Annotated in this window: 30 protein-coding genes; 16 read left to right on the forward strand and 14 right to left on the reverse strand. The window is 60.7% G+C overall.

All coding sequences use genetic code 11. The annotated features are described in order from the left end of the window. The first annotated feature begins 17 nt into the window (after window positions 1–17). Both BSG19_RS26535 and BSG19_RS03030 read left to right on the forward strand, forming a co-directional pair. Complete coding sequence (locus BSG19_RS26535) at window positions 18–251, forward strand: DUF4258 domain-containing protein (RefSeq protein ID WP_092985538.1); 234 nt, start codon at window positions 18–20, stop codon at window positions 249–251. Then, the gene (locus BSG19_RS03030) at window positions 248–439 is read left to right on the forward strand and encodes a DUF2283 domain-containing protein (protein ID WP_092984710.1); all 192 of its coding nucleotides are present in this window, start codon (window positions 248–250) and stop codon (window positions 437–439) included. The genes BSG19_RS26535 and BSG19_RS03030 overlap by 4 nt, the downstream gene beginning before the upstream one ends. A gap of 56 nt (window positions 440–495) precedes the next feature. Here the strand turns inward: BSG19_RS03030 and BSG19_RS03035 are convergent, their stop codons facing one another. Both BSG19_RS03035 and BSG19_RS03040 read right to left on the reverse strand, forming a co-directional pair. Then, the gene (locus BSG19_RS03035; protein ID WP_092985540.1) at window positions 496–840 is read right to left on the reverse strand and encodes a hypothetical protein; all 345 of its coding nucleotides are present in this window, start codon (window positions 838–840) and stop codon (window positions 496–498) included. Between the two features lie 31 nt (window positions 841–871). Then, entirely contained in the window at window positions 872–1,156 is a 285-nt protein-coding gene (locus BSG19_RS03040; RefSeq protein WP_139274722.1) for a hypothetical protein, read from the reverse strand. Window positions 1,157–1,392: 236 nt separating this feature from the next. Here BSG19_RS03040 and greA point away from each other — a divergent pair, with 236 nt between their 5' ends. Continuing rightward, the gene (gene greA / locus BSG19_RS03045; RefSeq protein WP_170865872.1) at window positions 1,393–1,869 is read left to right on the forward strand and encodes a transcription elongation factor GreA; all 477 of its coding nucleotides are present in this window, start codon (window positions 1,393–1,395) and stop codon (window positions 1,867–1,869) included. Window positions 1,870–2,066: 197 nt separating this feature from the next. After that, the gene (locus BSG19_RS03050) at window positions 2,067–3,140 is read left to right on the forward strand and encodes a glycosyltransferase family 4 protein (RefSeq protein WP_092985542.1); all 1,074 of its coding nucleotides are present in this window, start codon (window positions 2,067–2,069) and stop codon (window positions 3,138–3,140) included. Window positions 3,141–3,149: 9 nt separating this feature from the next. Here BSG19_RS03050 and BSG19_RS03055 read toward each other — a convergent pair whose 3' ends face one another. The 4 genes from BSG19_RS03055 to BSG19_RS03070 form a co-directional block, all read right to left on the reverse strand. Beyond that, on the reverse strand, window positions 3,150–4,061 hold the full coding sequence (locus BSG19_RS03055) for a hypothetical protein (RefSeq protein ID WP_092984716.1): 912 nt from the start codon (window positions 4,059–4,061) through the stop codon (window positions 3,150–3,152). Next, window positions 4,062–4,529 carry an Lrp/AsnC family transcriptional regulator gene (locus BSG19_RS03060; protein ID WP_092985544.1) on the reverse strand — a complete coding sequence of 156 codons (468 nt, stop codon included), beginning with the start codon at window positions 4,527–4,529 and terminating at the stop codon, window positions 4,062–4,064. Window positions 4,530–4,772: 243 nt separating this feature from the next. Further along, complete coding sequence (locus BSG19_RS03065) at window positions 4,773–5,795, reverse strand: glycosyltransferase (protein WP_092984718.1); 1,023 nt, start codon at window positions 5,793–5,795, stop codon at window positions 4,773–4,775. Between the two features lie 10 nt (window positions 5,796–5,805). Beyond that, the gene (locus BSG19_RS03070; protein WP_092984720.1) at window positions 5,806–6,645 is read right to left on the reverse strand and encodes a glycosyltransferase family 2 protein; all 840 of its coding nucleotides are present in this window, start codon (window positions 6,643–6,645) and stop codon (window positions 5,806–5,808) included. A 369-nt stretch (window positions 6,646–7,014) separates the two neighbouring features. Between BSG19_RS03070 and trxB the strand changes: the two genes are divergently transcribed. From trxB to BSG19_RS03090, 4 genes are all read left to right on the forward strand, one after another. Continuing rightward, complete coding sequence (gene trxB, locus BSG19_RS03075) at window positions 7,015–7,989, forward strand: thioredoxin-disulfide reductase (protein WP_092984722.1); 975 nt, start codon at window positions 7,015–7,017, stop codon at window positions 7,987–7,989. Window positions 7,990–8,100: 111 nt separating this feature from the next. Next, window positions 8,101–8,997 (forward strand): LysR family transcriptional regulator VtlR, encoded by an 897-nt coding sequence (locus tag BSG19_RS03080; RefSeq protein ID WP_092984724.1) that lies wholly within the window; start codon window positions 8,101–8,103, stop codon window positions 8,995–8,997. A gap of 696 nt (window positions 8,998–9,693) precedes the next feature. Then, window positions 9,694–9,987, forward strand: coding sequence for an ArsR/SmtB family transcription factor (locus tag BSG19_RS03085; RefSeq protein ID WP_092984725.1), 294 nt, complete (start codon window positions 9,694–9,696; stop codon window positions 9,985–9,987). Window positions 9,988–10,023: 36 nt separating this feature from the next. Continuing rightward, window positions 10,024–11,151, forward strand: a complete 1,128-nt coding sequence (locus BSG19_RS03090; RefSeq protein ID WP_092984727.1) for an alkene reductase — start codon at window positions 10,024–10,026, stop codon at window positions 11,149–11,151. An 82-nt stretch (window positions 11,152–11,233) separates the two neighbouring features. Here BSG19_RS03090 and BSG19_RS03095 read toward each other — a convergent pair whose 3' ends face one another. Together BSG19_RS03095 and BSG19_RS03100 are read right to left on the reverse strand one after the other, a co-directional pair. Further along, window positions 11,234–12,388: an MFS transporter gene (locus BSG19_RS03095; RefSeq protein WP_139274723.1), complete on the reverse strand. Its 1,155-nt coding sequence runs from the start codon at window positions 12,386–12,388 to the stop codon at window positions 11,234–11,236. A gap of 21 nt (window positions 12,389–12,409) precedes the next feature. Further along, window positions 12,410–13,612 carry a pyridoxal phosphate-dependent aminotransferase gene (locus BSG19_RS03100; protein WP_092984729.1) on the reverse strand — a complete coding sequence of 401 codons (1,203 nt, stop codon included), beginning with the start codon at window positions 13,610–13,612 and terminating at the stop codon, window positions 12,410–12,412. Between the two features lie 404 nt (window positions 13,613–14,016). Between BSG19_RS03100 and BSG19_RS03105 the strand changes: the two genes are divergently transcribed. The 5 genes from BSG19_RS03105 to BSG19_RS03125 all read left to right on the forward strand — a co-directional run bounded on the left by BSG19_RS03105 (window position 14,017) and on the right by BSG19_RS03125 (window position 17,030). Continuing rightward, window positions 14,017–14,472 carry a hypothetical protein gene (locus tag BSG19_RS03105; RefSeq protein WP_092984731.1) on the forward strand — a complete coding sequence of 152 codons (456 nt, stop codon included), beginning with the start codon at window positions 14,017–14,019 and terminating at the stop codon, window positions 14,470–14,472. 5 nt (window positions 14,473–14,477) lie between these two features. Then, window positions 14,478–14,666 carry a hypothetical protein gene (locus BSG19_RS03110; RefSeq protein WP_092984733.1) on the forward strand — a complete coding sequence of 63 codons (189 nt, stop codon included), beginning with the start codon at window positions 14,478–14,480 and terminating at the stop codon, window positions 14,664–14,666. 70 nt (window positions 14,667–14,736) lie between these two features. Next, a complete protein-coding gene (locus BSG19_RS03115; protein WP_092984735.1) occupies window positions 14,737–15,645 on the forward strand; it encodes a DMT family transporter in 909 nt (302 codons plus the stop codon). A 476-nt stretch (window positions 15,646–16,121) separates the two neighbouring features. Further along, complete coding sequence (locus tag BSG19_RS03120; protein ID WP_092984737.1) at window positions 16,122–16,337, forward strand: cold-shock protein; 216 nt, start codon at window positions 16,122–16,124, stop codon at window positions 16,335–16,337. A 270-nt stretch (window positions 16,338–16,607) separates the two neighbouring features. Beyond that, window positions 16,608–17,030 carry a BA14K family protein gene (locus BSG19_RS03125; RefSeq protein ID WP_092984739.1) on the forward strand — a complete coding sequence of 141 codons (423 nt, stop codon included), beginning with the start codon at window positions 16,608–16,610 and terminating at the stop codon, window positions 17,028–17,030. Window positions 17,031–17,112: 82 nt separating this feature from the next. Here the strand turns inward: BSG19_RS03125 and BSG19_RS03130 are convergent, their stop codons facing one another. Both BSG19_RS03130 and BSG19_RS25965 read right to left on the reverse strand, forming a co-directional pair. Further along, window positions 17,113–17,754 (reverse strand): MBL fold metallo-hydrolase, encoded by a 642-nt coding sequence (locus BSG19_RS03130; protein ID WP_092984741.1) that lies wholly within the window; start codon window positions 17,752–17,754, stop codon window positions 17,113–17,115. A 168-nt stretch (window positions 17,755–17,922) separates the two neighbouring features. After that, entirely contained in the window at window positions 17,923–18,099 is a 177-nt protein-coding gene (locus tag BSG19_RS25965) for a hypothetical protein (RefSeq protein WP_170865843.1), read from the reverse strand. A gap of 264 nt (window positions 18,100–18,363) precedes the next feature. Here BSG19_RS25965 and BSG19_RS03135 point away from each other — a divergent pair, with 264 nt between their 5' ends. The 3 genes from BSG19_RS03135 (at window position 18,364) to BSG19_RS03145 (ending at window position 21,112) form a co-directional block, all read left to right on the forward strand. Beyond that, window positions 18,364–18,846, forward strand: a complete 483-nt coding sequence (locus BSG19_RS03135) for a MarR family winged helix-turn-helix transcriptional regulator (protein WP_244529068.1) — start codon at window positions 18,364–18,366, stop codon at window positions 18,844–18,846. A 114-nt stretch (window positions 18,847–18,960) separates the two neighbouring features. Beyond that, on the forward strand, window positions 18,961–19,662 hold the full coding sequence (locus BSG19_RS03140) for a response regulator (protein WP_092984745.1): 702 nt from the start codon (window positions 18,961–18,963) through the stop codon (window positions 19,660–19,662). A gap of 76 nt (window positions 19,663–19,738) precedes the next feature. Then, a complete protein-coding gene (locus tag BSG19_RS03145; protein ID WP_092984747.1) occupies window positions 19,739–21,112 on the forward strand; it encodes an ATP-binding protein in 1,374 nt (457 codons plus the stop codon). 97 nt (window positions 21,113–21,209) lie between these two features. On the opposite strand, the gene BSG19_RS03150 is transcribed toward BSG19_RS03145, so the two are convergent. The 4 genes from BSG19_RS03150 to BSG19_RS03165 form a co-directional block, all read right to left on the reverse strand. Continuing rightward, complete coding sequence (locus BSG19_RS03150; RefSeq protein WP_092984749.1) at window positions 21,210–21,497, reverse strand: PilZ domain-containing protein; 288 nt, start codon at window positions 21,495–21,497, stop codon at window positions 21,210–21,212. Between the two features lie 356 nt (window positions 21,498–21,853). Further along, entirely contained in the window at window positions 21,854–22,195 is a 342-nt protein-coding gene (locus BSG19_RS03155) for a tRNA-binding protein (RefSeq protein ID WP_092984751.1), read from the reverse strand. 23 nt (window positions 22,196–22,218) lie between these two features. Then, window positions 22,219–23,022 (reverse strand): pyrroline-5-carboxylate reductase, encoded by an 804-nt coding sequence (gene proC / locus BSG19_RS03160; protein ID WP_170865873.1) that lies wholly within the window; start codon window positions 23,020–23,022, stop codon window positions 22,219–22,221. Between the two features lie 17 nt (window positions 23,023–23,039). Beyond that, the gene (locus tag BSG19_RS03165; RefSeq protein WP_092934650.1) at window positions 23,040–23,540 is read right to left on the reverse strand and encodes a type III secretion system chaperone family protein; all 501 of its coding nucleotides are present in this window, start codon (window positions 23,538–23,540) and stop codon (window positions 23,040–23,042) included. Between the last annotated feature and the right edge of the window lie 140 nt (window positions 23,541–23,680).

Raw genomic sequence — 23,680 nt, forward strand, 5'->3', positions numbered from 1 at the left:
AGCCGGTCCGCTACACGATGCATGCGGAAACGGTTATCCTGCAGCGAGAGTCGTCCAAAGGCTGGATTGAAGAAACGATGCGGACGCCGGAATGGACGGAACCGGATCCCCGCGATCCGGCCGTCCGACGGTGTTTTCGAGCGATCCCCATGCGAGACGGGCGGATTCTCCGCGTCGCATGCGTTGAAGACGACGTTGAATGTCGTGTAGTGTCTGCGTTCCTCGATCGCGATGCAAGGAAACCGGCATGAAGCCCATCGTTGAATATGACAGGTTGTCCGACGCGGCCTACATCCGGCTTTCAAGCGAAACCGTCACGGAAAGTGCAGAGGTCTCTGAGGGAATCGTTCTCGACTACGACGACCAAGGCCACATCGTCGGGATGGAAGTTCTCAACGCGCGGTCGCATCTCTCCTCGTCGCTTCTCGATGTTGCCTGACGACGCGGCTCAATGCGCGAAACCGAATGCGCCGCACGTCGCGGATAGAAATCGGCTCAAACCTGCGTCGGCCGGATCGTGCCGACCGAAACCGTCCCCTGCACCACCCCGCGCTCACCTTCGTTTCTCAAGGCGGGACTGATGGGCTCCTCGATGACCGTATAGAGCTTCTCGTTGCGGAAGACGCTCGCCATCCGCGTATCCGTGCCTTCGGCCGGCTTGGCGTCGATCTCGGTGAAGTCGAGTTCGGCCTCGGCGGCGACAATGCGAGCGTCGGCCGGCGACTCCGCCCGCACGACGATCTCCCCTTGGCTCGGTGCATTGCTCCAGCCCGGGTCGCCGGGTTGTGCCGAGGGAACCAGCCGGTAGAGCCGGAGCTGCCGAATATCGTTCTGGGTCATGATGGTCTCCTTTTTCAGTTCTGGATGCAGCTCAGCGAGCGGCAGCAAGGGCCTCCGCCCGTGTCAAAGCCGTCATGATGATGGAGCGGATCTCTTCGTCGGCGAGGCGTTGGCCCGCAAAGCCCTCGTCGGGCAGCACGCCCGGATCCTCCTCGTGGTCCGCGACGATCTCGGTATCGCGTGCCATCGTTTCGAGCAGTTCACGTCCGTCGGCATCGCGGGCGACATGCGTCATGAGGCCGATCAGGAGGCGCCTGTAGGCGTTCAGGCGTCCATCGATCTGATCACTGGATTGCTGCGGGAATTCCGGGTTCATCGACATGCTCCATGTTGTCGGTCGGAACTGTCTCGTGCCCAGCTTGGTTCCTGTGAACGCCGGACAAGCCCATCCCCATCGACATTCTTCGAAACATCTGGCTTCCCACCGGGCGTTTCTGCTATAGTTATTGCCTTGATGTTTTGAACGGTTCCGGAGTTGACGCTCCGGATGCCGTTTTATTTTGCTTCGGGCCTGCCTGCGCAGGCCCGGGGCGCACCATGAAGGACGTTGAAATGGTCGAAAAAGTACCGATGACGCAGAGCGGTTTTACCAAGCTGCAGGAAGAGCTGCGCTGGCGCCAGCAGGAAGAGCGGCCGCGGATCATCGAGGCGATTGCCGAAGCGCGCGCCCATGGCGACCTTTCGGAAAATGCCGAATATCACGCCGCGAAGGAAGCCCAGAGCCATAACGAAGGCCGCATCGGCGAGCTGGAGGACTTCACAGCACGCGCCGAAGTGATCGACCTTTCGAAAATGTCCGGCTCAAAGATCAAGTTCGGCGCCACCGTCAAGCTGATCGACGAAGACACCGAAGAGAACAAGACCTACCAGATCGTTGGCGATCAGGAAGCCGACGTGAAGCAGGGCCGTATCTCGATTTCCTCGCCCATCGCCCGCGCGCTGATCGGCAAGGAAGTTGGCGATTCGATCGAGGTCGTCGCCCCGGGCGGCTCTAAGGCTTACGAGATCCTTGCGATCAACTGGGGCTGATCCTCAGCGAATGCTGGAACAGCTCCCGACCCCGCGTCGGGAGCTGTTCTGATTCTACTCGTCGCAAATTGTCTCTAGCGATCCGCCCATGCTTAGAAATATGTACTGCGTGCAATCATAACCGGCATGAATGCGTGGTGGATGACGTGCGCCTGCGGGTGACGGACCGCTTCACTTCCTTTATCCTCAAACCTATCATGAGCAGGCACCTGGACATCCGCAACGTCGATATCATCGCTCCGAATTTCAAGAAGCGACTATCCGGCGTCACCTCGACCATCGTGCAGCTCGTGCCGGTGCAGACCCGTATGGGTGAGCGCATCGCAACGCTGGGTCCCGGCCTGCCGGCAGACCTGCCCGCCATCCGCTTTCGTGATCTCCTGCATCTGCGCCGTCCGCCGGAAGATCGCACAGCCCGCATCTGGCACGCCCGCCGAAACCTCGAAATGCTTCCGGGGATTCTTCTGCGCGACGTGCTGCGCATGCCGCTGAAATTGCTGTTCACATCCGCAGCCCAACGCAGGCATTCAGGGTGGACCAAGGGGCTGATCCGTCGCATGGATGCCGTGGTGGCCACATCGGCGCGCTCCGGGAGCTTTCTTGAGGTTCCCCACACCGTCATCCGCCATGGCGTCGATCTCGAGCGCTTTCATCCGCCGGCCACTGGTGGCCGCGAACCCGCTCCCGACGATCTCGCCGGGCGCAGGCTTGTTGGCTGCTTCGGGCGTGTGCGACCACAGAAGGGTACAGATCTCTTCATCGAGGCGATGATTGCCCTTTTACCGCATCATCCCGAATGGACAGCCGTCATCTGCGGGCGCGTCACACCGGAGCACGAGGCCTTCGCCGCCAGCCTGAAAACGTCTATTGCTGACGCGGGGCTGTCGGACCGGATCCGGTTTCTAGGAGAAGTGGATGACATCAAACCGTGGTACCGCCGCGTCTCGCTGCTGGTCGCCCCCTCCCGCAACGAGGGCTTTGGCCTGACGCCGCTCGAAGCCATGGCCTCGGGCGCCGCTGTCGTCGCGTCGGACGCCGGCGCCTATGCCGAGATGATTCGTCCCGGCGAAACGGGTGCGGTCGTGCCGGCAGGCGATGGCGAAGCTCTCACCACGGCGCTTCGCCTCTACCTCCAGGCCCCTGCCCGCGCCACCGCCCACGGACAGGCCGGCCTCGCCCATGTCCGCGCCGAGTTCGGCATCGAACGGGAGGCGGAAGCGCTGTCCCGGGTCTATGATGGATTGCTGGGCCGAAACACGCCGTCGGCTTGAAGACGTGCCTCAGTGCGAAACGGAAAGCCTGTTGCTGTAGGGAATGCCGATTTTCTGCAACGCTGATGATGGCGCGTAATTGACGAAGGCTGATCCTCGCGCCTCACCGACCGTCTTTGCCAGTTTGATATGACCGAGGATCCGCCCTTCGGCTTCCGATACGCCGGAAAAGACCCGTTCACCGGGCTTCTCATAGAAGCGCGGCAGAGCTGCGTTGGAGATGTCGATGCCAATGAAGCCGACGATTCGAGGCCGGCAGAACAGCGCGAACTGGAGCGCCGATACGGCGACGCTGCCGCCCTGAAAAACACCGAGTGACGGGTCGAGCGACACGCCGGAGCGGCTGGGCGCATCCACCGTGACCGCCGGCATACGCGACACCGCGGCAAGATCGCGCCGGTTTTCACCATAGGGCTTCAGCAGGTTGTCGATCAGGATGACAGGCCTCTCGGCCAGCCACTCCGGGTCCTGCTCCAGAACAGCGCGAATGACCGCAACGGAAAACAGACAGAGAATGCTCCGGTCGAGACCCGCCATGAATGTCTGGAAATGGCGATAGACGAAGCGCTCGTCCTCGACGACGAAGCCAAGCGGCCGGGCGATCCGCTCAGGAACGAGAGCGATAGCCCCGTTGAGGAGAAGCGTGCTGCGTGTGGCAAGTGCGCCGAGATCGGAGTCGCGAACGGAAGGCCCGGAGCCGACGATGGTGATATCGCTACCTGCAAGGTCCGACAGCGCAGAGGGCGGCAACAGCGTTCCGGCCACGCGATTTCGAAAAACAATTGTTCTTTCCGGACCATAAGCTGCGGGCACTATGCGAAGCGACGGCGCCCAGTCATAGGCGTGGGCGCGACGACGGCCGTAGGCGAGTGTGGCGGCCAGTTTCCAGATCCTGCGGCTAAGCGGTCGATCGGACGCCATTCAGATATCCACCAGCCCGACCTTCTTCACCTGGCGGATCGTCAGCATGGTCCGAACCGTGTCCACCTGCTCGTTCGCTGTGAGGTCCTCGATGACGAAGTTCTGGAATGTCGTGAGATTTTCCGCGACGCAGTGAAGAAGGAAGTCGCTGTCTCCATTGACGAGCCATGCCTGTCGTACGAGCGGCCAGGCCGTCGTCGCAGCCGAAAAGGCCTTCAGATTGGCATCCGATTGATGCTTCAGACCGACCATGCAGAAGGCCACGAGATCGAGACCGAGCATCGGCCCGTTCAGCACCGTGCGATAGCCCTCGATGATCCCCGTTTCCTCCAGCCGCCGGACACGGCGCAGACAGGGCGGTGCGGAGATGCCGACCCGGGCGGCAAGCTCCACATTCGTCATCCGTCCATCGGCCTGAAGTTCGCGGAGGATTCTAATGTCGATCTGATCGAGATCGGCGCGCAGCACGGAAGTGACCACCTCTTCTTCGCCTCGACAGCGCGACGCCATGTCTGGCGCGCTTGGAACGCTGCAGGGATACGGACCTGTCGGGCGCGACACACGATGGCCTGTTCGGCCCGGGCATCGACGCACGGCAGAGCCTTCGGGTTCTGCATCATCGTTCTGCCGGGGGCAAGAAGATTTATGAGCCGCATACGTGGCGTCGCGCCGCTGCGTTCGACAGGGCGAGGGCATGCAGTCCGTCTCGCGTCACTTGCGACGGCTGAACAAATCGATGTAGGCCGCCGCCGTTGCCTCTTCCGAGAACTGCTGCATCAAAGTCGCAAAGCCGCCTTCGCCGAGATCTCGGGCGAGGACTGGATCGGCGAGGATCCGCGCGATCGCACCGGCAAACTGATCCACATTGTCGATATCGGCAAACAACCCGTTCTCGCCGTCCCGCATGAACCAGGACGGACCTTCGGAGCGGGAGGACACCACAGGCCGCTTCTGCGCCCAGGCTTCAAGGATGACATTGCCCAAGGGCTCGTGAGACGACGGCATCACGAAGACGTCGGCTGCGGCAACATAAGCACGCGTGTCCTTCTGCCAGCCGAGAAAGCGGGTACGCCCTTGCATGCCGCGCTCGAGAGCCAGCGCCTCCAGCGCGGAACGCTCCTCGCCGTCGCCCGCAATCCACAGGAAGACGTCGCGAAGTTTCGCGACCGCATCGATCAGGGTGTGGAAACCCTTTCGCTTGACGAAACGCCCCATCGTCATCACCACGGGAACGCCCTCCGGCGTATCGGCCGCGCTGCGCAGAGCGGGCTGGACCGGCTCGGTTCTGGTGAAGTTCGAAATCACCTCGACGCCGCGCGTCCAGCCGATCCGGCGGACGTGGTCGGCGATCCCCGGCGTGTTGCAGACGAGCACGTCCGTATTTTTGAAATAGCCGAGATGTGTCGGATAATCGCCGAGCCGGGACAGGGTCAGGCCATGCCGGTAGGGCGGCATCAACCGGCTGCCCCGCGTTGCCCACGACATGATCGCATCCGGCCGTTCCCGTTCGGCCAAGCTTCGAACCCGCAGGGGTAGCGTCAGCCTGTCGATCGTCATATTGCGGAAATTGCTTTCGATGATCCGGGCATAAGGCGCTATGTCCGCGCGCCATTTACGATCCCGCCGAATGACCGCTGTCTGCTCGACGCCGCGACGTCCAAGAGCACCGACGAGATGCACGAAAAACATCTCGGCTCCACCATCTTTTCCGAAGTGGAAGTGGAAAACTTTCATGATGCTGGGATTACCTTTTCTGCGAGTCGTCGAGATTCGCGCGGTAGCGAAGAGCGTGCCGCTGGTGGAGCTTTGCCTGTGTCAGGAAGGAGTAGACGGCCCCGGTCATGGCCTCGATGAAGCCGGACGTGCCGCAGCGCCACAGGCCGCTCTTCAGGTAAAGCCGGAGAAAATAGATCGACGGCGAGAAAACCAGACTAAGCGCCCTCGGGCGTCGTCCGGTGTTGTAGGCCTGGTCGGCCTTCAGCGTGGAGTAGTGATTTTCCTTGAGAATTTGCTCGTCCATGATCAGCGGCCGGTAGTGCAGCAGGCTGCCGGTCGGAGCATTGCGCACGGTGCCATCCGCCGAAATCCCCTCATGCACAGCCTGACTGAGGTCGTATGCGCCCCTGCCGCGCCGCACGAGCCGCAGGTTCTTGCGCTCGCGCACATGCGGCGGCGTAAAACCAAAGCCGATGAGGTACGGTCGCCGCGCGACCCTCCAGGCGACCACGTCGGCCTCCGCATTCAGAAGCCTTGGCAGAGCTTTGCGGAGCGGCCCATCCAGCCGCTCGTCGGAATCCACGTTCAGGCACCAGGGCTGCGTGCACTGGTCGAGCGCGAACTGCTTCTGCCCGGCATAGCCACGCCATGCCTCCTCGAACAGGCGGATCGGCCAGCCCTCGGCGATGTAACGGTGAATAAGCGGCAAGGTGCCATCGGTCGAACCGGAATCGACGATGACGATCTCGGCGCATCCGGCAAGGCTCCGGATGCAGTTCTCGAGATAGGCCTCTTCGTTCTTGCAGATGATGAACACGGAAAGTGCGAGAGGCGTAGTTTTTTGCGTACGTTCTATTCTGCTGTGCATCATGTCTCGACCATTGACGGCGTGCAGCACGGGGACCGGAACGCAGGATCGACAACCCCGGCCGATGCCGCACGCTAAAAGAAAATGATCTAAATTACTAATGTTTAATTATCTAGCGGAGATCGACTGTATATCGGATGCCTCCGTCCTCTCGGCATCCACGCGTGGCCCGCCGTGCGAGGGTGCCGGATCCGGGGCAGAGGATCGAAAAGCCGGTATCGTTGACAATCAGATGTGATAATCCTGTGCCGCGCACTTGAAAACGCTTGACCCTCATCCCTACACTGAGCACTTCTGCCGTTATCAAAATCGCCCGTTTCATGCGCATGCTCCGCAAACCGGGCTTGAGACCGCGCCCAAGGATACGCCATGACGTCCCGCCACACCAAGCTTCTCATCATCGGCTCCGGCCCGGCCGGCTACACCGCCGCCATCTATGCCGCGCGCGCCATGCTGAACCCCGTTCTCATCGCAGGCATGGACCAGGGCGGTCAGTTGATGATCACCACGGATGTGGAAAACTATCCGGGCTTCGGCGATCCGATCCAGGGCCCGTGGTTGATGGAGCAGATGCTGAAGCAGGCGGTGCATGTCGGTACCGAGATCGTCAACGATCTTGTGACGTCGGTCGATGTGTCCGTACGCCCGTTCCGCCTGACCACCGATAGCGGAACCGCCTGGACGGCCGATACGATCGTCATCGCCACAGGCGCCAAGGCCAAGTGGCTCGGGATCGAGACGGAAGAGACGTTCAAGGGCTTCGGCGTATCCGCCTGCGCGACCTGCGATGGGTTCTTCTACCGCAACAAGGACGTCATCGTCGTCGGCGGCGGCAACTCCGCCGTCGAGGAAGCGCTGTACCTGTCGAACCTCGCAAAGACCGTGACCGTCGTGCACCGTCGCGACCATTTCCGGGCGGAACGCATCCTGCAGGAGCGTCTTTTCGCCAAGCCGAACGTGAAGATCGTCTGGGATCACGAGATCGCCGCCTATACCGGCACACCCCCGAAGCCGCCCATGCCGGCCTCGGTGACCGGGGTTACATTGCGCAACACGCGCACGGGCGAGATATCGGACATGCCCATCGACGGCGTCTTCGTCGCCATCGGCCACGCGCCGGCGACCGAACTTTTCAAGGGGAAGCTGCGTCTGAAGCCGAACGGCTACCTCTGGACGGCACCCGATTCGACGGCAACCGATGTCGAGGGCGTGTATGCCGCCGGCGATGTGACCGACGATGTGTACCGGCAGGCGATCACGGCAGCAGGAATGGGCTGCATGGCCGCGCTGGAAGCCGAGAAATTTCTGGCGGGTCATATGCCCGTCGCAATTGCAGCCGAGTAGACGCTGCGAGAGAACGAGGCATCACGGATGGTGCCATGTGGGAACGAAAGAAGCGCCGGATGAGGGGAAGCAGCACTGCTTTCCCTTGCAGGCGTTGAGTGGGGGGACGGAATGCCGCTTGACTGGGATAAACTGCGCATTTTCCATGCGGCGGCGGAAGCAGGTTCCTTTACCCATGCCGCCGACAAGCTGCATTTGTCCCAGTCAGCCATCAGCCGTCAGGTCTCCTCGTTGGAGCAGGATGTCGGCATAAAACTTTTCCATCGCCACGCCCGCGGACTGATCCTTACCGAGCAGGGCGAGATCCTGTATCGCACGGCGCATGAAGTGCTGATGAAACTGGAGAGCGTGAAGGTTCTCCTGACGGAAACGACCGACAAGCCCTCCGGCAAGCTGCGCATCACCACCACCGTCGGACTCGGCCAGGGCTGGCTGACAGACAAGGTGCAGGAGTTTCTGGCGCTTTACCCGGATATGTCCGTCCAGCTCATCCTCGACAACGAGGAGCTCGACGTGAACATGCGCCATGCCGACTGCGCCATCCGCCTTCGCCAGCCGCAGCAGTCGGACCTGATCCAGCGCAAGCTGTTCACGGTGCACATGCATCTGTACGCCGCGCCGTCCTACATCAACAAGCATGGCGAGCCGCAGTCGATCGAGGACCTCGATAACCACCGCATCATCACCTTCGGCGAACCGGCACCGAATTACCTTCTCGACGTGAACTGGCTGGCGATCGCCGGTCGCGATGGTGACAATCCGCGCAATTCGCACCTGCAGATCAACAGCCAGACGTCCATCAAGCGCGCCTGCCTTCTCGGCATCGGTATCGCCATGATGCCGGATTACATCGTTGGGCGCGATCCTGGCCTTATTCAGCTGCCCATCGGCGCCGATATTCCCTCGTTCGACACCTATTTCTGCTATCCCGACGAGCTGAAAAATGCGGCAAAGCTGAAGGTCTTCCGGGACTTCATCGTCTCCAAGGCGCGAAACTGGAATTTCTAGCATCGCGCTTTAGCAGTGCCGAAATTTCAGTCATCGGAAATCCCATTCTCAACATCCTGTTAATGCTATGCTTCCTTGGTGGCGCCACGCTGCCGGAATGAGCTATGCGTTTACTTTGCCCGAAACTTGAGCAGAGGTGCATTTTCTGCATGGCTGATGTGCGCATAAAATGATTGCTACCCGCCTAAGAAACGATCATACCGATCACAGCTGATGCATCTTTGGTGGCGATTTTCCTCCCAGTGCCACCGCAGCAGCTGTTCCCCTCTGGAGGTTGAATAACCTTCATAATTTAAAAGGGCCCAAGTTTACTTGCGGCCCTCTTTTTTTGTCCGGATTTTGCGTCCCAGATTTCGCATCGATGCCATGCTGCGCCCTGATCGTTGGCGAGCGCTACCGTACGCTGGGCAAATTCTCACCGAAATCACGTTGCGGGATGTTGAATTCGCTGCCAGCGCTTCCCATATCAAGATCAGCTGATGCACTTGGTGATCTATTCCCTCCCAGTATCACCGCACCAGCTGTTCCCCTCTGGAGGTTTTATGACCTTCACATCTCAAGGACCTCGGTATGACCGCAGGTCCTTTTTTTTGCCCGCCTTCCAGATCCACGCGGTCAGGCCTTGTAAATCGTATTTTGACGATCCATATATCGGAAGAAGACAATTTAGAAATCGCCATCGTGCTATGGGCTGATATGGACCTGAACGAAATCCTCAAGGCGCTGGCGCATCCCAAGCGGGTCGAAATTCTGACCAAGCTGAAGGACCCTCACGCGCATTTTTCGTCCCAGGCGCATCCCGTCGAGATGGGCGTTTGCGCCAGCCAGTTCGAGACGGTCGGCCTCTCGCAGTCCACCGTATCGGCGCATCTCGCCATCCTTCAGCGCGCAGACCTGGTAACGACGCGGCGTGTCGGCCAGTGGATCTTCTACAAACGCAACGAGGACACCATTCAGGCGTTCCTTGCCGAAATCGGCACAACCCTCTGAAGCCTCCCTCCCCGACCCGACTGGAAAGGACATTCCATGACGTCTCTCTTCGAACCCACGACCGCCGGCGACATCACGCTTGCCAACCGCATCGTCATGGCGCCGCTGACGCGCAATCGCTCGCCGGGCGCCGTGCCGAACTCGCTGAACGTAACCTATTACGAACAGCGCGCCACGGCAGGCCTCATCATCACCGAAGCCACGGCCATCACCCACCAGGGACAGGGCTATGCCGACGTTCCCGGCCTCTACACGCCGGAAGCAGTGGAAGGCTGGAAGAAGGTCACGAGCGCCGTTCACGCAGCCGGCGGCAAGATCGTCGTCCAGTTGTGGCATGTCGGCCGTATCTCGCACACGTCGCTGCAGCCGGGCGAAGGTCAACCGGTCTCCGCTTCCGCGATCACTGCCAAGGCCAAGACCTATATCCGTCATGCCGATGGTACCGGTGAATTCGTGGAGACGTCCGAGCCTCGCGCGCTTGAAACCTCCGAACTTCCGGGCATCGTCGAGGACTACCGCAAGGCCGCACGCGCAGCGATCGATGCGGGCTTCGACGGCGTCGAGATCCACGCGGCCAACGGCTACCTGATCGACCAGTTTCTGCGCTCCGGTACAAACGCGCGAACGGACGCCTTTGGCGGCTCCATCGAAAACCGCGCGCGCTTCCTGTTCGACGTCACCGATGCCATCGTTGCAGAGATCGGCGCCGGCCGCACCGGCATTCGTCTGTCTCCGGTCACGCCGGCCAACGACGCGTTCGATCCCGCACCGCAGCAGCTGTTCGACCACGTCGTCAAGGGTCTCGCCAAGCACGATCTGGCTTTCATCCACGTCATCGAAGGGGCGACCGGTGGCGATCGCGACTTCAGCCAAGGCGATACGGCCTTCGACTTCGCTGATCTCCGTGCAAGCTATCAAGCAGCCGGCGGCAAAGCCGCTTGGATGGCGAACAATGGCTACGACCGCAAGCTGGCGATTGAATCGGTCGAAAGCGGTCGCGTCGATCTCGTCGCCTTCGGTAAGCCGTTCATCTCCAACCCGGACCTCGTCGAACGCCTGAAGCAGGATGCCCCGCTGAACGCCCTCGACCCGGACACCCTGTATGGCGGCGGCGCCAAAGGCTACACCGACTATCCGGCACTCACGCAGCAGGCCGCCGAGTAGTCTTTGTGCCTCCGACGGATAGGGAAAGGCCCGCAGCGATGCGGGCCTTTTTCATGCCGTCCGTCAGGATACGCGCAAACATTCAGGCGGCGCGAGCGGCAGCGCTCTTCAGCGCCGGCACGCAGAACAGAGCTGCGACAACCAGCGGCAGGCAGATGAAGTAAGACGCCCGGATGCCCGCATGCTCTGCGACGAAACCGAGCAGAGGCGGCGCGAAGAAGAAGATGATGAACGTCACCTGCCCGAGCGAGGCGACATTGACGTGCGGCGCGCGGTCGCGGCGCTGGGCGGCGGCGGAAACCGCCAGTGGGTAGATAGCGCTGCAGCCGGCTCCCATGAGCGCAAAGCCGAAGAGGGCAACGGCGGGATGCGGAGAGAGCCCCACGGCGGCAATGCCGATGGCCGACAGGACCAGCAGTGAGGCAGCAACCGCCCGGCTGCCGAAGCGCTCCACGATGGGGTCGGCGACCATGCGGACCAGCGCCATGAAGAAGGTGAAAAGCGTCAACCCGAGCCCACCGACGAAGGGTTCCGACCGGAACACGTCGCGCATATAGATGGCCGACCAGTCGATACCGGCCCCCTCCACCAGAAACGCGGCGATACCGATCAGGCAGAGCGGCAGAAGACCGACGGTCGGAAAGGCGAAGGTGGGCGCCTTCTCCTCCGGCAGATGCGTCGCATCCACCGGTGCGGCCTCAAGCCCCCGGATCGCCAGCCAGCCCAAGACGATCACCGCAAGCAGAGTTAGACCAAGATGGACCTGCATGGACACGCCGGACTGGCGGATGAATGAGGCGGCCAGCGCCGTCACGAAGAAGCCAAGGCTCCAGCAGCCATGCGCGCGGTTCATGACGCTTCGACCTGTCGCCGCCTCGATGCGTCCGAGTTCGACGTTGAGATTGATTTCGAGAGCTCCGGCCAGCATGCCCGCCGCGAGCAGCACGGCAAACACACCGACGGGACCGGGCATCCACGGCACCAGGGCATAGCAGGCCGCCGTACCGATCACGGTGATATAAGCGGTGATCTTCGGGCCAAGCCGCTCGATCAGCGGCGAGGACACGGTCAGGGAAATCAGCGCGCCGATTGCCATTCCGATCAGGGTCAGGCCGAGTTCCGACTTGTCGACCTGCAGGGCAACCTGCAGGTCGGGCATCCGCGCAAGCAACGCCCCCAGCGCCACGGCAAACAGGAAGAAGCAGATGTAGATCCTGTGATGCCCGGCAATGGTCAAAAGGCGCGCCTGATCCGTTGTTTACTTGCAGGCCGCGCAGAAGCGCTGGATGCGCTTGCAGGCTTCCTCCAGCAGTGCCTCCGACGTGGCGTAGGATATGCGGAAGTTCGGGCCGAGACCGAAGGCCGAACCCTGAACGACGGCAACGCCCTCCGATTCCAGCAGTTCGGACACGAAGTCCTCGTCCGTCTCGATGACCTTGCCCGTGGGGGCCGTCTTGCCGATCAGCCCCTTGCACGACGGGTAGACGTAGAACGCGCCTTCCGGCGACGGGCACTCGATGCCGGTTGCCTGGTTTAGCATGGACACCACGAGATCGCGACGGCCTTCGAAGATCTTCTTGTTCTCGGGAATGAAATCCTGCGTGCCATTGAGAGCCTCGACGGCCGCCCACTGTGCGATCGAGCAGGCCCCCGACGTCTGCTGGCCCTGGATCATGTCCATGGCCTTGATCAGCGCCAACGGGCCGGCTGCGTATCCGATGCGCCATCCGGTCATGGCATAGGCCTTGGAAACGCCGTTCATCGTCAGCGTCCGCTCATAGAGCTTGGGCTCCACTTCGACGGGCGTCGCGAACTTGAAGTCGCCATAGGTCAGGTGCTCGTACATGTCGTCGGTAAGGATCCAGACATGCGGATGCTTTAGCAGCACGTCCGTCAACGCCTTCAGCTCGTCGTGCGAATAGGCCGCGCCAGACGGATTGGAGGGCGAGTTGAAGATGAACCACTTCGTCTTGGGCGTGATCGCCTTGTCCAGATCCTCGGCCGTCAGCTTGAATTTATTGGCCTGCGTCGCCTCGACGAACACCGGTGTTCCGCCGCAGATCGACACCATCTCCGGATAGGATACCCAGTACGGCGCGGGAATGACAACTTCATCGCCCGGGTTCATCGTCGCCATGAAGGCGTTGAACAGGATCTGCTTGCCGCCGGTGCCAACGATCGTCTGCGCTGCGGTGTAGTCGAGATTGTTTTCGCGCTTGAACTTCTTTGAAATCGCTTCGCGCAGTTCCGGGATGCCGGAAACCGGGGTGTACTTCGTCTCACCGCGGTGGATTGCTTCGATGGCAGCCTGCTTGATGTTATCGGGCGTATCAAAATCCGGCTCGCCGGCCCCAAGTCCGATCACGTCCCGGCCTTTGGCTTTGAGTTCGCGGGCCTTCTGCGACACGGCGATGGTGGCGGAGGGCTTCACACGGGAAAGAGCGTCGGCGAGAAAGGCCATGATGGGACGGTCCTGATGGTTTCGACAAGGATGCCCCGGCAAGGAATTGCCCTGGAGCGCTAGCTGTATGTCGAATGTAGACGGTCAATTCAAGCAGAAAGGCCGCGCGACCCCGTGACATGACAAGGTTTGATGGGTCGCATCATCAGCATGGATGCATGCAATGCCACTCGCGAATCAGGCAACACAGCCTTCAATTCCGGCTTGCGGGAGCTTGCGCGAACCCTGCCTGAGTGGTTTATTTTTCCTTAATAAAAACAGTTATTTCCGCCCTATACACCCGCCTTATTTTTGCCACGATATTTGCCGGAGCATGCCGCAATTCGGTCGATATGAAGCCGATTTCGGAGCGCCTTTTACATCATATCCGCCAAACCCCCTGCCGCCTGCTATCGAGGTCCGTCATGTCCGTTTCCGCACCGCCTGCCCTATCGCCGCCCACACGCCGCGCGGTTTTTGGCTTTGCGACCGCGGCGACGCTTGCCTTTGCGGGCGGAGCGGTTGCCGGAGAGAGTGGCGAGATGCAGTGGCGATCGGAAATGGCGATCGAGCAGGCGGATGACGCCCTGTTTCCTCTTGGCAAACCACCGGCGCTGATCGAGGCAACGGGCTCGGCGGTGAGCAGCCCGATGCTTTGGCTGGATGGTGCGACGTTGACGGAGCCGGATCGCATGTCGACGGGCGCCATCCTCTCGGCCCGCCAGCTTGCCAGCATCAGCGCCTTCTCCCTCCCCGGCCGCATCATGCCGGCCGAACGCCATATCGCCATCGGCCTGATGCTGCTTGCCGGCGCTGCGATGGCTGCGGTCAGCTTCGGTCTCTGGCGCTGGCAGGTCCGCGGCCTGTCGTGGGAAGCGTGAAAGACATGGCCTCCGAACCCGATCATAAACAGCCTCGCCTCGGCCTCCTCTCCGGCCTGAACGCGCTGGAGACCATTGTTGTCGCCGCAATCGTCATCGTCGCACTCGCCGGCATGATGCTCGTTGGAAAGGGCCTCTTCCTGCAGAGCCGCATCGTTGCCGGCCCGGGGGCGATCTTTGTCGCCGCACTTTAGCGCGAGCTTATACCACGATACGCCCTGCCTGTTAGCCGAACGGTCAGGAAAGCGTTCAGAGGAGCAGGTCGTGACGCGCATTCAGGCCAATCTCGTCCTTCTTCTTGCCGGAGCGATATGGGGCGCGGGTTTCGTCGCGCAATCCACGGCTATGGAAACCATCGGCCCGATCTGGTTCACGAGCCTGCGCTTCGTCATCGCCCTGATCGTCCTCGCGCCGTTTGCGCTCCGCGAAAGCCGTCGGGCGGCGCTGCCGCTCGGCCGTCGAGACATGCGCGGCTTCGTCGCCATCGGCGGCGCTGTCTTCCTTGCCGCCATCGCCCAGCAGGTCGGCATCATGACGACCACGGTCGCAAATTCCGGCTTCCTCACCGGACTGTACGTGGTGCTCGTCCCCATCCTCACGGTTCTCTTCCTGCGCCGCCGTCCCCACTGGGTTATCTGGCCGGCTGCCGGATTGGCGTTCCTGGGCATTTTCCTTCTGTCGGGTGGCGCTCTGTCGGCGCTGACGGGTGGGGATCTCCTGACCATTCTCGCCGCTCTCTTCTGCGCCGTGCAGGTCATCCTCATCGCGGTCTTCGCGCATTCCAGCGGGCGCCCTTTTACGCTTTCCCTCGTTCAGTTTGCGACCTGCGCGGTCCTCGCAGGGGTCGTCGCGCTGTTTCTTGAACCCATATCGCTCGACGCGATCAGGGCGACGGCGACGGAATTGATATACTCCGGCATCTTCGCCAGCGCCGTTGCCTTCACGCTGCAAGTTGTCGGCCAGCGCTACACCACGGCTCCGCAAGCGGCGATCTTCCTGTCGAGCGAAGCATTGTTTGCAGCATTGTTCGGCGTGTTGCTTCTGGGTGAAACCATCTCCCCCATCGGTTACCTTGGCGGCATTATCATCTTTGCAGCCATGCTGATGGTGGAGATCGTCCCCGAACTCGGGCGCCGCAAAACGAGCGAGACTCCTGTTTCATCAGTGGGTTAGCACGATCTTACGTCCACCTGCCGGTTCGTAGCGCCATACCGAACCTGGAGTGCGCGCGTACGAAAGCGACATCCTCCATCTCGTTTCGCACCTTTTTTAACCAGCCTTCACGCAAACGAAAATCTTTTCAATAGCTTGCAATACAGCGGGTAAAAGCGTGGTTTATCGGCAGCTGCGCCGAATTTAGACAAACGCAACCGGCTGACTTGTTTCAATAAACTTTCGCTTGCCAATTGAAAATAAACCCAGCAAGTTTACTGCGTTCGGGCAATCTGCGAACACGGGAAGACCTTAAGAATAAATGCGCACCGGGGACGCAAAAATTCTCCGGGTGGCCCGTGTCGGAGCGGTAGATCCGATACGGGACATGAATGACGGGACCTTTCCTCACAGTCGAGACATGCCTGCCACTCGCCCAATGGGCACATTCGCAATACTGCCCGCCGCACCCGGGCAGGGGAAAAAGGACCTGACGTATGGCCGAAACTGGCATCGTAAAATTCTTCAATACCGACAAGGGCTTTGGCTTCATCAAGCCTGACAATGGCGGCGCGGACATTTTCGTCCATATTTCCGCCGTACAGGCGTCGGGCCTCAATGGCCTGAACGAGAACCAGAAGGTGAGCTACGACACCGAGCCGGACCGCCGTGGCAAGGGACCGAAGGCGGTCAACCTGAACGTCTCCGACTGAGACGTCAGCCCTTGGCCCCAAGATGGAACCCGGCTCTCATGCCGGGTTTTTACCAGAGGTAGATCGTCCGATCTCACGCGCAACAAAGGTTTGCCTTTATCCATTCATGGTTGAGGTGCGCGGAATTCGGGCATTCTCGCCGTGGAACGTACGAGCTTCTGGCCGTCTGCCATGAAAACGAACCGTTCACCCTGCATTCAGTTTGGCTCACCTAATGTGAGGTCATCGTAAGGGGCGAGCCGTTTCGTCCCGTGAGACAGGATCAACGCTATGAGAACCTTGGTCAAAGCTGCCGTTCTTACCATCGCCTCGCTCTCCGCAGTGCTGCCGAGCATGACGCCCGCGCATGCGGACGACTGGCGGTATCGTCGCCATCATCATCGCGGCAATGACGGCCTGGCGCTCGGCGCCGTCGGCCTTGCCACCGGCCTGATCGTCGGCGGCGCTATTGCGAGCGCGCCGCGCTATCGCAACGAGGAGCGCGTCTATATCGACCCCCCAGCTGACGACTATTACGAACCGGCACCGGTCTATCGCCGCCCTCGCCCCGTGGTCGTGAATAATTACGGCTCGCTGGAGCCCTGGTCTCCGTCCTGGTACCGCTACTGCTCGAACCGCTACCGCTCGTTCGACTCCCGTACGGGCACCTTCGTCGGTTATGACGGTCGCTCCTACTTCTGCAACGCAGGCTGATCAGCCAGCGTATCGTCCTACAAAGAAGGCCACGCTTCCGGGAAGCGTGGCCTTCTTTGTATGGAAAATCTGAGATGCGTTGTCAGATGCCGCGTAGATAAGGATTCGTGCGACGTTCCTCGCCGATTTGCCCGCCGGGGCCATGGCCGCAGATGAAACCGAAATCATCGCCAAGTGGCAGGATCTTGGTGCGGATCGAGTCGAGCAATTGCTGGTGATTGCCACCCGGTAGATCCGTCCGACCAATGGACCCGTGGAACAACACATCGCCAACATGGGCGAAACGCTGAAGCTGATTGACATAGACGACATGGCCCGGCGCGTGGCCAGGGCAGTGCAAGACGTCGAAGACATGGGTTCCGAAGGAAACAGTATCCCCGTCGGACAGCCACCGGTCCGGCAAGACATTCTCGACCTTCATCGTCAGGCCGAAGCGTTCTGCCTGTGCTTCCAGTTTCTCCAGAAGGGGCTTGTCGTCCTCATGTGGTCCGATGATCTCGAGACCCGTGGCCTCTTTCAATTCTTTGGCGCCGCCAGCATGGTCGATATGACCGTGCGTCAGCCATATGGCCTTCAGATCGATACCATTCTCCCGCACCGTCTGCAGGATGACATCCACATCCCCACCGGGATCGACGACGACACCTTCCTTCGTTTCGCTATCGAAGAGGATTGTGCAGTTCTGCTGGAAATGCGTAACCGGAATAATGCCTGCCTGAAGCATAAGAACCCTCGCCTGTGGCAGGCCCAGATCTTGGGGTGCCAATCCGACCAAACGACGCTTGCCTTGCCGGCAAGATTGCGACGTTCAGCCGATATAAGGGTAACGCTGCGGCGTGGAAACAGGCAATCGCTCTGATGAGACCGTCTAACGGGTCATCGCGCGAGCGTTCTAGCGTATCGCTGCAATTTCCAGGGTGTCGCCTGTGCTCAGGGTTGGCAGGACCGGGTAGTTGATCGTCGTCATCAGCAAGGCGAAGACGGCGATCTTGGCGAGGACGACGGTGATCACGACCGGGCGAAGTTGTTCGGCGGTCGAGGAGGCAGGTGAGGTTGCTTCGATCTGCATGGCACGGGTCCTTGTATTTGACGCCGAAATGCAGTTCCCGTCACAAAAGTTCCGACCGACCGTCCTGGAAAGCAGCTATTTCGAGCGAGCCGGAACACGCTGTTGCAAAGCGGCAACAAACACGCTTTCCTGCTGGCAGAGCGCCGGAGCAAACGGTAGAAAGAGCAGAACGTATCATATGAGCTTACAGGAGCGCGGCGATACCGCGCCCTCGTATCAGACCACATATCCGCAGGATTCATGCATTTGGCAGAACAGACACCTTTGGCTGAACACGTTCCTTCCGCGGAGAAGACGCGCCCTGCCGAGCAGCCCTCTGCGGAGCGTAATGGTCTTGATTACGAACTGATCGAGCTCTTCTTCTTTGCCTATCGCGACTTCACGTCCGATCCCGATGTCATTCTGGAAAAACGCGGCTTCGGCCGTGCACATCACCGCGTGCTGCATTTTGTCGATCGTGAGCCCGGCATGACGGTGGCCGACCTCCTGGAAACACTCAAGATCACCAAGCAGAGCCTCGCACGCGTGCTGAAGCAGTTGATCGACGGCGGCTACATCCATCAGGTCGCGGGGCCGGAAGACCGGCGTCAGCGCATGCTCTACACGACGCGCGAGGGCAAGGCATTGGCCAAGGCCTTGGCGGAGCCACAGTCGAAACGCATAGCCGATGCTTTGACAAAGGTCGGGCCCGGCGGCCGCGATGTCATTCGCCGCTTTCTCGCCAGCATGAGAACAGGTCCGGTCTAAAGCCCATGCGGGCAAGCCTGACGGCTCCGCTATCAGGCCCCGCGTTGAACACAAGGAGCTGGAGCCGCTCCGATGAGCCGGAATTGTCCGGAGAGGGTCCAGAGAGCGACGACGATGACAAAACCATTCTCCCTCCCCGACGACGCGCCACATCTTCTGATCGTCGATGACGACCGCCGCATTCGCGATCTGCTCAACCGCTATCTGGTCGAGCAGGGTTTTCGTATTTCCACCGCAGCCGATGCCGACGAAGCCCGCCGCCGCCTTTCCGGTATCGACTTCGACCTTCTGATCATCGATGTCATGATGCCGGGCGAGACAGGAATTTCGCTCACGCAGAGCCTGCGCCGTCTGAAGACCGTGCCGATCATCATGCTGACGGCCCTCGCCGAGACCAATGCGCGGGTGGAGGGGCTGGAAGCCGGCGCCGACGACTATCTGCCGAAGCCATTCGACCCGCGTGAACTCGTCCTGCGCATCAACAACATCCTGCGCCGCAACACGCCGGTCCAGCCGCCAAAGGTGGAGCAGGTGATTTTCGGGCCCTTCACCTTCTCCGTCGTCCGGCGCGAGTTGCGCCGCGGCGCGGACCATATCCGCCTCACAGACCGCGAGCAGGAGATCATGATGCTCTTCTCCCAGCGTGCGGGCGAGACGATCCCCCGGCACGAACTCGTCAGCGACGACACGGAAGTCGGCGAGCGCACCATCGACGTCCAGATCAACCGCTTACGCCGCAAGATCGAGGACGACCCGTCCAACCCCGTCTGGCTGCAGACTGTGCGCGGCATCGGCTACAAGCTGGCTGTCAACTGAACCATGCTGTCCCGCCGAGCAGCGCCATCACGCGTTTGAACAGACACCACCATCCCGGGCAGACCGGAGGACGACAATGATCGAGGCCGTTCGCCAGACGAAGACAGAACGCGGAGAAAAGCCACGCAGCCCGCTCGCCCGCTGGCTCCGCCGGCACTTGCCGATGGGGCTCTACGCCCGCTCGCTGCTGATCGTCATCATACCGATGGTGCTCCTCCAGTCCATCGTCGCTTTCGTCTTCATGGAGCGGCACTGGCAACTGGTCACCCAGCGGCTTTCGGCGGCCGTGACCTCCGATATCGCTGCGGTCATCGACCTGATCAACACCATGCCGTCCACCTCCTATCCGGATATCGAGTCGATCGCCCGAAGACAGCTGGGGCTCGTCATCTCGCTTGAAAACGGCGGAGAACTACCGATGCCGGTTCGGCAGCCGTATTTCGACATCCTCAACCGCATTCTCTCCGACGAAATCCGGCAGGAGACGCAGCTTCCGTTCTGGCTGGATACGTCCTCCAGCGAAGACAACGTCTATGTCCGCATCAAGCTCGATGGCGCCCGCATCCTGCGCGTCACCGTTCGCCGTAATGCCGCCTACGCCTCCAACACACATATCTTCATCGTCTGGATGGTCGGCGCGTCGCTGGTGCTTCTGCTCATCGCCATCCTGTTCCTGCGCGGCCAGATCCGGCCGATCCTGCATCTGGCCCGCGCCGCCGAAAGCTTCGGCAAGGGGCAGAAGATCGATGATTTCTCGCCGCGTGGCGCGGAGGAGGTTCGCCGGGCAGGCCTGGCCTTCATTCAGATGCGCGAGCGGATCGAACGGCAGATAGAACAACGCACCACGATGCTATCAGGCGTTAGCCACGACCTACGCACCATCCTCACCCGCTTCAAGCTGCAACTCGCCATTGCCGGCGATCACCCCGATCTGCAACCGCTGAACCAGGATGTCGATGACATGCAGAGCATGCTCGAAGGCTATCTGGCCTTCGTGCGTGGCGAGGCGGAGGAAGATGTCGGAACGCTGAAGCTGACGGATGTCATGACCCGCCTCTCGGCCGAAGCCGAGCTGCACGGCAAGACACTGACCACCGTGATCGAAGGCGACGACGAGGTACAGGTGCGGCCCAACGCCTTCACGCGTCTCATCCTCAATCTCGCATCCAATGCCTACCGCTATGCCGATACGATCCATATCGAAGCGCGGCACGGGCAGCGCTGGCTGTCCGTTACCATTGACGACAATGGCCCGGGCATTCCCGAGCGTGCCCGTGAAGACGTGTTCAAGCCCTTCTTCCGTCTGGACGAGGCCCGCAATCTCGATAGCACCGGCACCGGCCTCGGCCTGTCCATCGCCCGCGATATCGCCAGAAGCCATGGCGGCAACGTCATACTGTCGGACAGTCCCCTTGGCGGATTGAGAGCTGTCGCGCGAATCCCCGCGTGAGGCAGATCTCTACCGAGTGTCCGAATCGCACGGCATAGCGCAAAGACCATCACACGGGATCGACAAGTCCAAGCCAAGCGGCCGCTGGATGAGATATTCATAAGCCTTCGGCCGAAGGCGACGTCGCAGGTGCATCCTCCGGCTCATCAAACGACACGCCGACATCCAGAGACTTTCGCCACACGATCCGGCATGTCTTCTTCGCACCGTCTGACAGCGAGATATGAAAGACATTCGGAATGTCCGCAACTTGATTGAAAGAAAGCTTGGCCCCGCCTTCCGAGATATTACGAACGACGCAATCGAGTGTTGATCGTCCCTCATTGAAGACGAGAAGTCCCGATTTGAACGTTCTCATACGGGGTTTACGTCGATTCTCTTCCATTTAGCTCTCCTGTAGCAACGAGGAGCAAACAAAAGCGCGTCCTTCATCCAGACTGAACCGACTTATACCAAGTGTCGATGATAGGAACCTATAGGTTTCTATCATCGACACTTGGTATTACGTCTCGTCCGCACGACATGCGCCTTCAATGGTTGCGCTAAAAACGCTACCGCCGTTAAATTAATGTTTTTCTAAAGAGGCAATAGTAAAATTAGCGGTATCTAAGGTTAACGAGTCCTTCCGTCGAAATCGGACATAACGCTGCTTTGCGTCCCGAAAGATTCGATCAGGACACAGAGCGCCGCTCCCCGAAACGGAGAATTCGCTTCTGCCAACGGCAGGAAATGTCATCGAGACTAGAGAAGCTTTCGACCGTTCGGAACCGGCTTCTCGGACGTGGCGAGAACGATGGCGCCGGCCTCGTCCTCGAACCCGAGCGTTAGAACTTCGGACTGAAATGGTCCGATCTGCCGGGGCGGAAAGTTGACGACACCGAGGACCTGTCGTCCAACCAGTGTCTGGAGATCGTAATGGACCGTGATCTGCGCGGAAGATTTCTTCAGGCCGATGTCCGGACCGAAATCGATGACCAGCTTGATGGCGGGCTTGCGCGCTTCCGGAAAGGCAGATGCCTCGACGATCGTACCGGTGCGAATGTCGACCCGCTCGAAATCACCATAGCTAATCGTGTCGCTCATCGGGTCCGTCCTCACCGCAAATTCTAGTTGGCCAGTTCTTCCGCCCGCTGCCGCGCGGCGGCAATGGCAGATGTGAACAGCGGCTGCATGCCGTCCTCGGCCATCAGAACGGCAAGAGCTGCGGCCGTGGTGCCGCCGGGAGATGTAACGTTCTGGCGTAATTTCGAGGCGTCATCGGGGGACTGGTGAAGCAGTTCGCCAGCCCCCGCGACGGTTTCCCGTGCGAGACGCATGGCGAGGTCCGCCCGAAGCCCGGCCTTGCGACCGGCTTCCGCCATGCATTCGACGAGATAGAAAACATAAGCCGGCCCGCTGCCCGAGAGCGCGGTCACCGCATCGATATCCGCCTCGCTATCGACCCATTCGACCGGACCGGACACCTTCAGGAGGTCGTTGACGCGGACACGCTGATCTTCCCCGACTTTTGCATTGGCAAAGGCGCCGGTAATGCCACGGCCGATCATCGCCGGCGTATTCGGCATGGCGCGCACCATGGCGACGTCGCCGAGATGAGACTGGAGGAAACCGAGCGTCTTGCCGGCAGCGACCGACACCACGACGGTCTGCGGCCCGACAAGAGCGGAAAGACCGGGCAGCACGGCGTCCATGACCTGCGGCTTGACCGCGAGGAACAGCACGGATGCCGTCACGCCATCCGGCGCCGATGTTACGTGACGCGCACCGTGTTCTGCGATCAGCGTGGCCATTGCCGGTGCCGGACCGGGATCGAGCACCAGCACATCCGCTCCGGAGATGCCGCTTTTCAGCCAGCCGGCGAGCATGGCGCCGCCCATATTGCCGGCGCCCACGAGGACGATCGGGCCCATACCGCTCGCCGCCACGCTCAGGCTTCTCCAACCGTTTCGAACATCACGGCCTCGACCGCGCGCTCGGCATCGACGCCGGACCAGACCACGAACTGAAATGCCTGAAAATAGCTTTCGCAGGCGTCGAGCGCACTCGACAACAGAACCTCGACCTGACGGTTCGTCGGTTCCGCGCCGCCAGACAGCAACAGCGACTGGCGGAAGATGACGACGTCTTCCTGACGCCAGAGATCGAAATGGCCCATCAGCACCTGGCCGTTAATATGGGACAAAAGCCGGATGACCTCGTTGACGCGACTTTCGGGAACCTTGATGTCGAAGGCGCAGGCAAGATGCAGCGCTTCGAATTCCTCCATCCACGAGAAGGAGACGTGGTAATCGGACCACTTGCCCTCCACCGTCATCGCGATCTCGTCTTCACCGGAACGCTCGAAGGTCCAGTCGTTGTTGGCCGCGACGAACTCGATCATATCGACCGGATTGGATTGACGCTGCAGTTCCAGTTCTACGAGGCTCATGCTTCACCTTCAAAGTTCCAGCGTGGCATGCGCCATCGCGTTCTCACGCGAAGCCCCACAAGCCCGACGACACCGGAAACAACATGGAATGATCGACGAACGCACGACGAGGTCGAACCGATGACTCTGCCCGTATCTCG

Origin of the sequence: Rhizobium sp. NFR03, assembly GCF_900111275.1 — a bacterium.
Lineage (GTDB): Bacteria > Pseudomonadota > Alphaproteobacteria > Rhizobiales > Rhizobiaceae > Ferranicluibacter.

Coding starts and splice junctions, on each gene's coding strand:
- BSG19_RS26535 (WP_092985538.1), top strand. CDS start 18: ATGCATGCGGAAACGGTTATCCTGCAGCGAGAGTCGTCCAAAGGCTGG.
- BSG19_RS03030 (WP_092984710.1), top strand. CDS start 248: ATGAAGCCCATCGTTGAATATGACAGGTTGTCCGACGCGGCCTACATC.
- BSG19_RS03035 (WP_092985540.1), bottom strand. CDS start 840: ATGACCCAGAACGATATTCGGCAGCTCCGGCTCTACCGGCTGGTTCCC.
- BSG19_RS03040 (WP_139274722.1), bottom strand. CDS start 1,156: ATGAACCCGGAATTCCCGCAGCAATCCAGTGATCAGATCGATGGACGC.
- greA (WP_170865872.1), top strand. CDS start 1,393: ATGGTCGAAAAAGTACCGATGACGCAGAGCGGTTTTACCAAGCTGCAG.
- BSG19_RS03050 (WP_092985542.1), top strand. CDS start 2,067: ATGAGCAGGCACCTGGACATCCGCAACGTCGATATCATCGCTCCGAAT.
- BSG19_RS03055 (WP_092984716.1), bottom strand. CDS start 4,061: ATGGCGTCCGATCGACCGCTTAGCCGCAGGATCTGGAAACTGGCCGCC.
- BSG19_RS03065 (WP_092984718.1), bottom strand. CDS start 5,795: ATGAAAGTTTTCCACTTCCACTTCGGAAAAGATGGTGGAGCCGAGATG.
- BSG19_RS03070 (WP_092984720.1), bottom strand. CDS start 6,645: ATGCACAGCAGAATAGAACGTACGCAAAAAACTACGCCTCTCGCACTT.
- trxB (WP_092984722.1), top strand. CDS start 7,015: ATGACGTCCCGCCACACCAAGCTTCTCATCATCGGCTCCGGCCCGGCC.
- BSG19_RS03080 (WP_092984724.1), top strand. CDS start 8,101: ATGCCGCTTGACTGGGATAAACTGCGCATTTTCCATGCGGCGGCGGAA.
- BSG19_RS03085 (WP_092984725.1), top strand. CDS start 9,694: ATGGACCTGAACGAAATCCTCAAGGCGCTGGCGCATCCCAAGCGGGTC.
- BSG19_RS03090 (WP_092984727.1), top strand. CDS start 10,024: ATGACGTCTCTCTTCGAACCCACGACCGCCGGCGACATCACGCTTGCC.
- BSG19_RS03100 (WP_092984729.1), bottom strand. CDS start 13,612: ATGGCCTTTCTCGCCGACGCTCTTTCCCGTGTGAAGCCCTCCGCCACC.
- BSG19_RS03105 (WP_092984731.1), top strand. CDS start 14,017: ATGTCCGTTTCCGCACCGCCTGCCCTATCGCCGCCCACACGCCGCGCG.
- BSG19_RS03110 (WP_092984733.1), top strand. CDS start 14,478: ATGGCCTCCGAACCCGATCATAAACAGCCTCGCCTCGGCCTCCTCTCC.
- BSG19_RS03120 (WP_092984737.1), top strand. CDS start 16,122: ATGGCCGAAACTGGCATCGTAAAATTCTTCAATACCGACAAGGGCTTT.
- BSG19_RS03125 (WP_092984739.1), top strand. CDS start 16,608: ATGAGAACCTTGGTCAAAGCTGCCGTTCTTACCATCGCCTCGCTCTCC.
- BSG19_RS03130 (WP_092984741.1), bottom strand. CDS start 17,754: ATGCTTCAGGCAGGCATTATTCCGGTTACGCATTTCCAGCAGAACTGC.
- BSG19_RS25965 (WP_170865843.1), bottom strand. CDS start 18,099: ATGCAGATCGAAGCAACCTCACCTGCCTCCTCGACCGCCGAACAACTT.
- BSG19_RS03140 (WP_092984745.1), top strand. CDS start 18,961: ATGACAAAACCATTCTCCCTCCCCGACGACGCGCCACATCTTCTGATC.
- BSG19_RS03145 (WP_092984747.1), top strand. CDS start 19,739: ATGATCGAGGCCGTTCGCCAGACGAAGACAGAACGCGGAGAAAAGCCA.
- BSG19_RS03150 (WP_092984749.1), bottom strand. CDS start 21,497: ATGGAAGAGAATCGACGTAAACCCCGTATGAGAACGTTCAAATCGGGA.
- BSG19_RS03155 (WP_092984751.1), bottom strand. CDS start 22,195: ATGAGCGACACGATTAGCTATGGTGATTTCGAGCGGGTCGACATTCGC.
- proC (WP_170865873.1), bottom strand. CDS start 23,022: ATGGGCCCGATCGTCCTCGTGGGCGCCGGCAATATGGGCGGCGCCATG.
- BSG19_RS03165 (WP_092934650.1), bottom strand. CDS start 23,540: ATGAGCCTCGTAGAACTGGAACTGCAGCGTCAATCCAATCCGGTCGAT.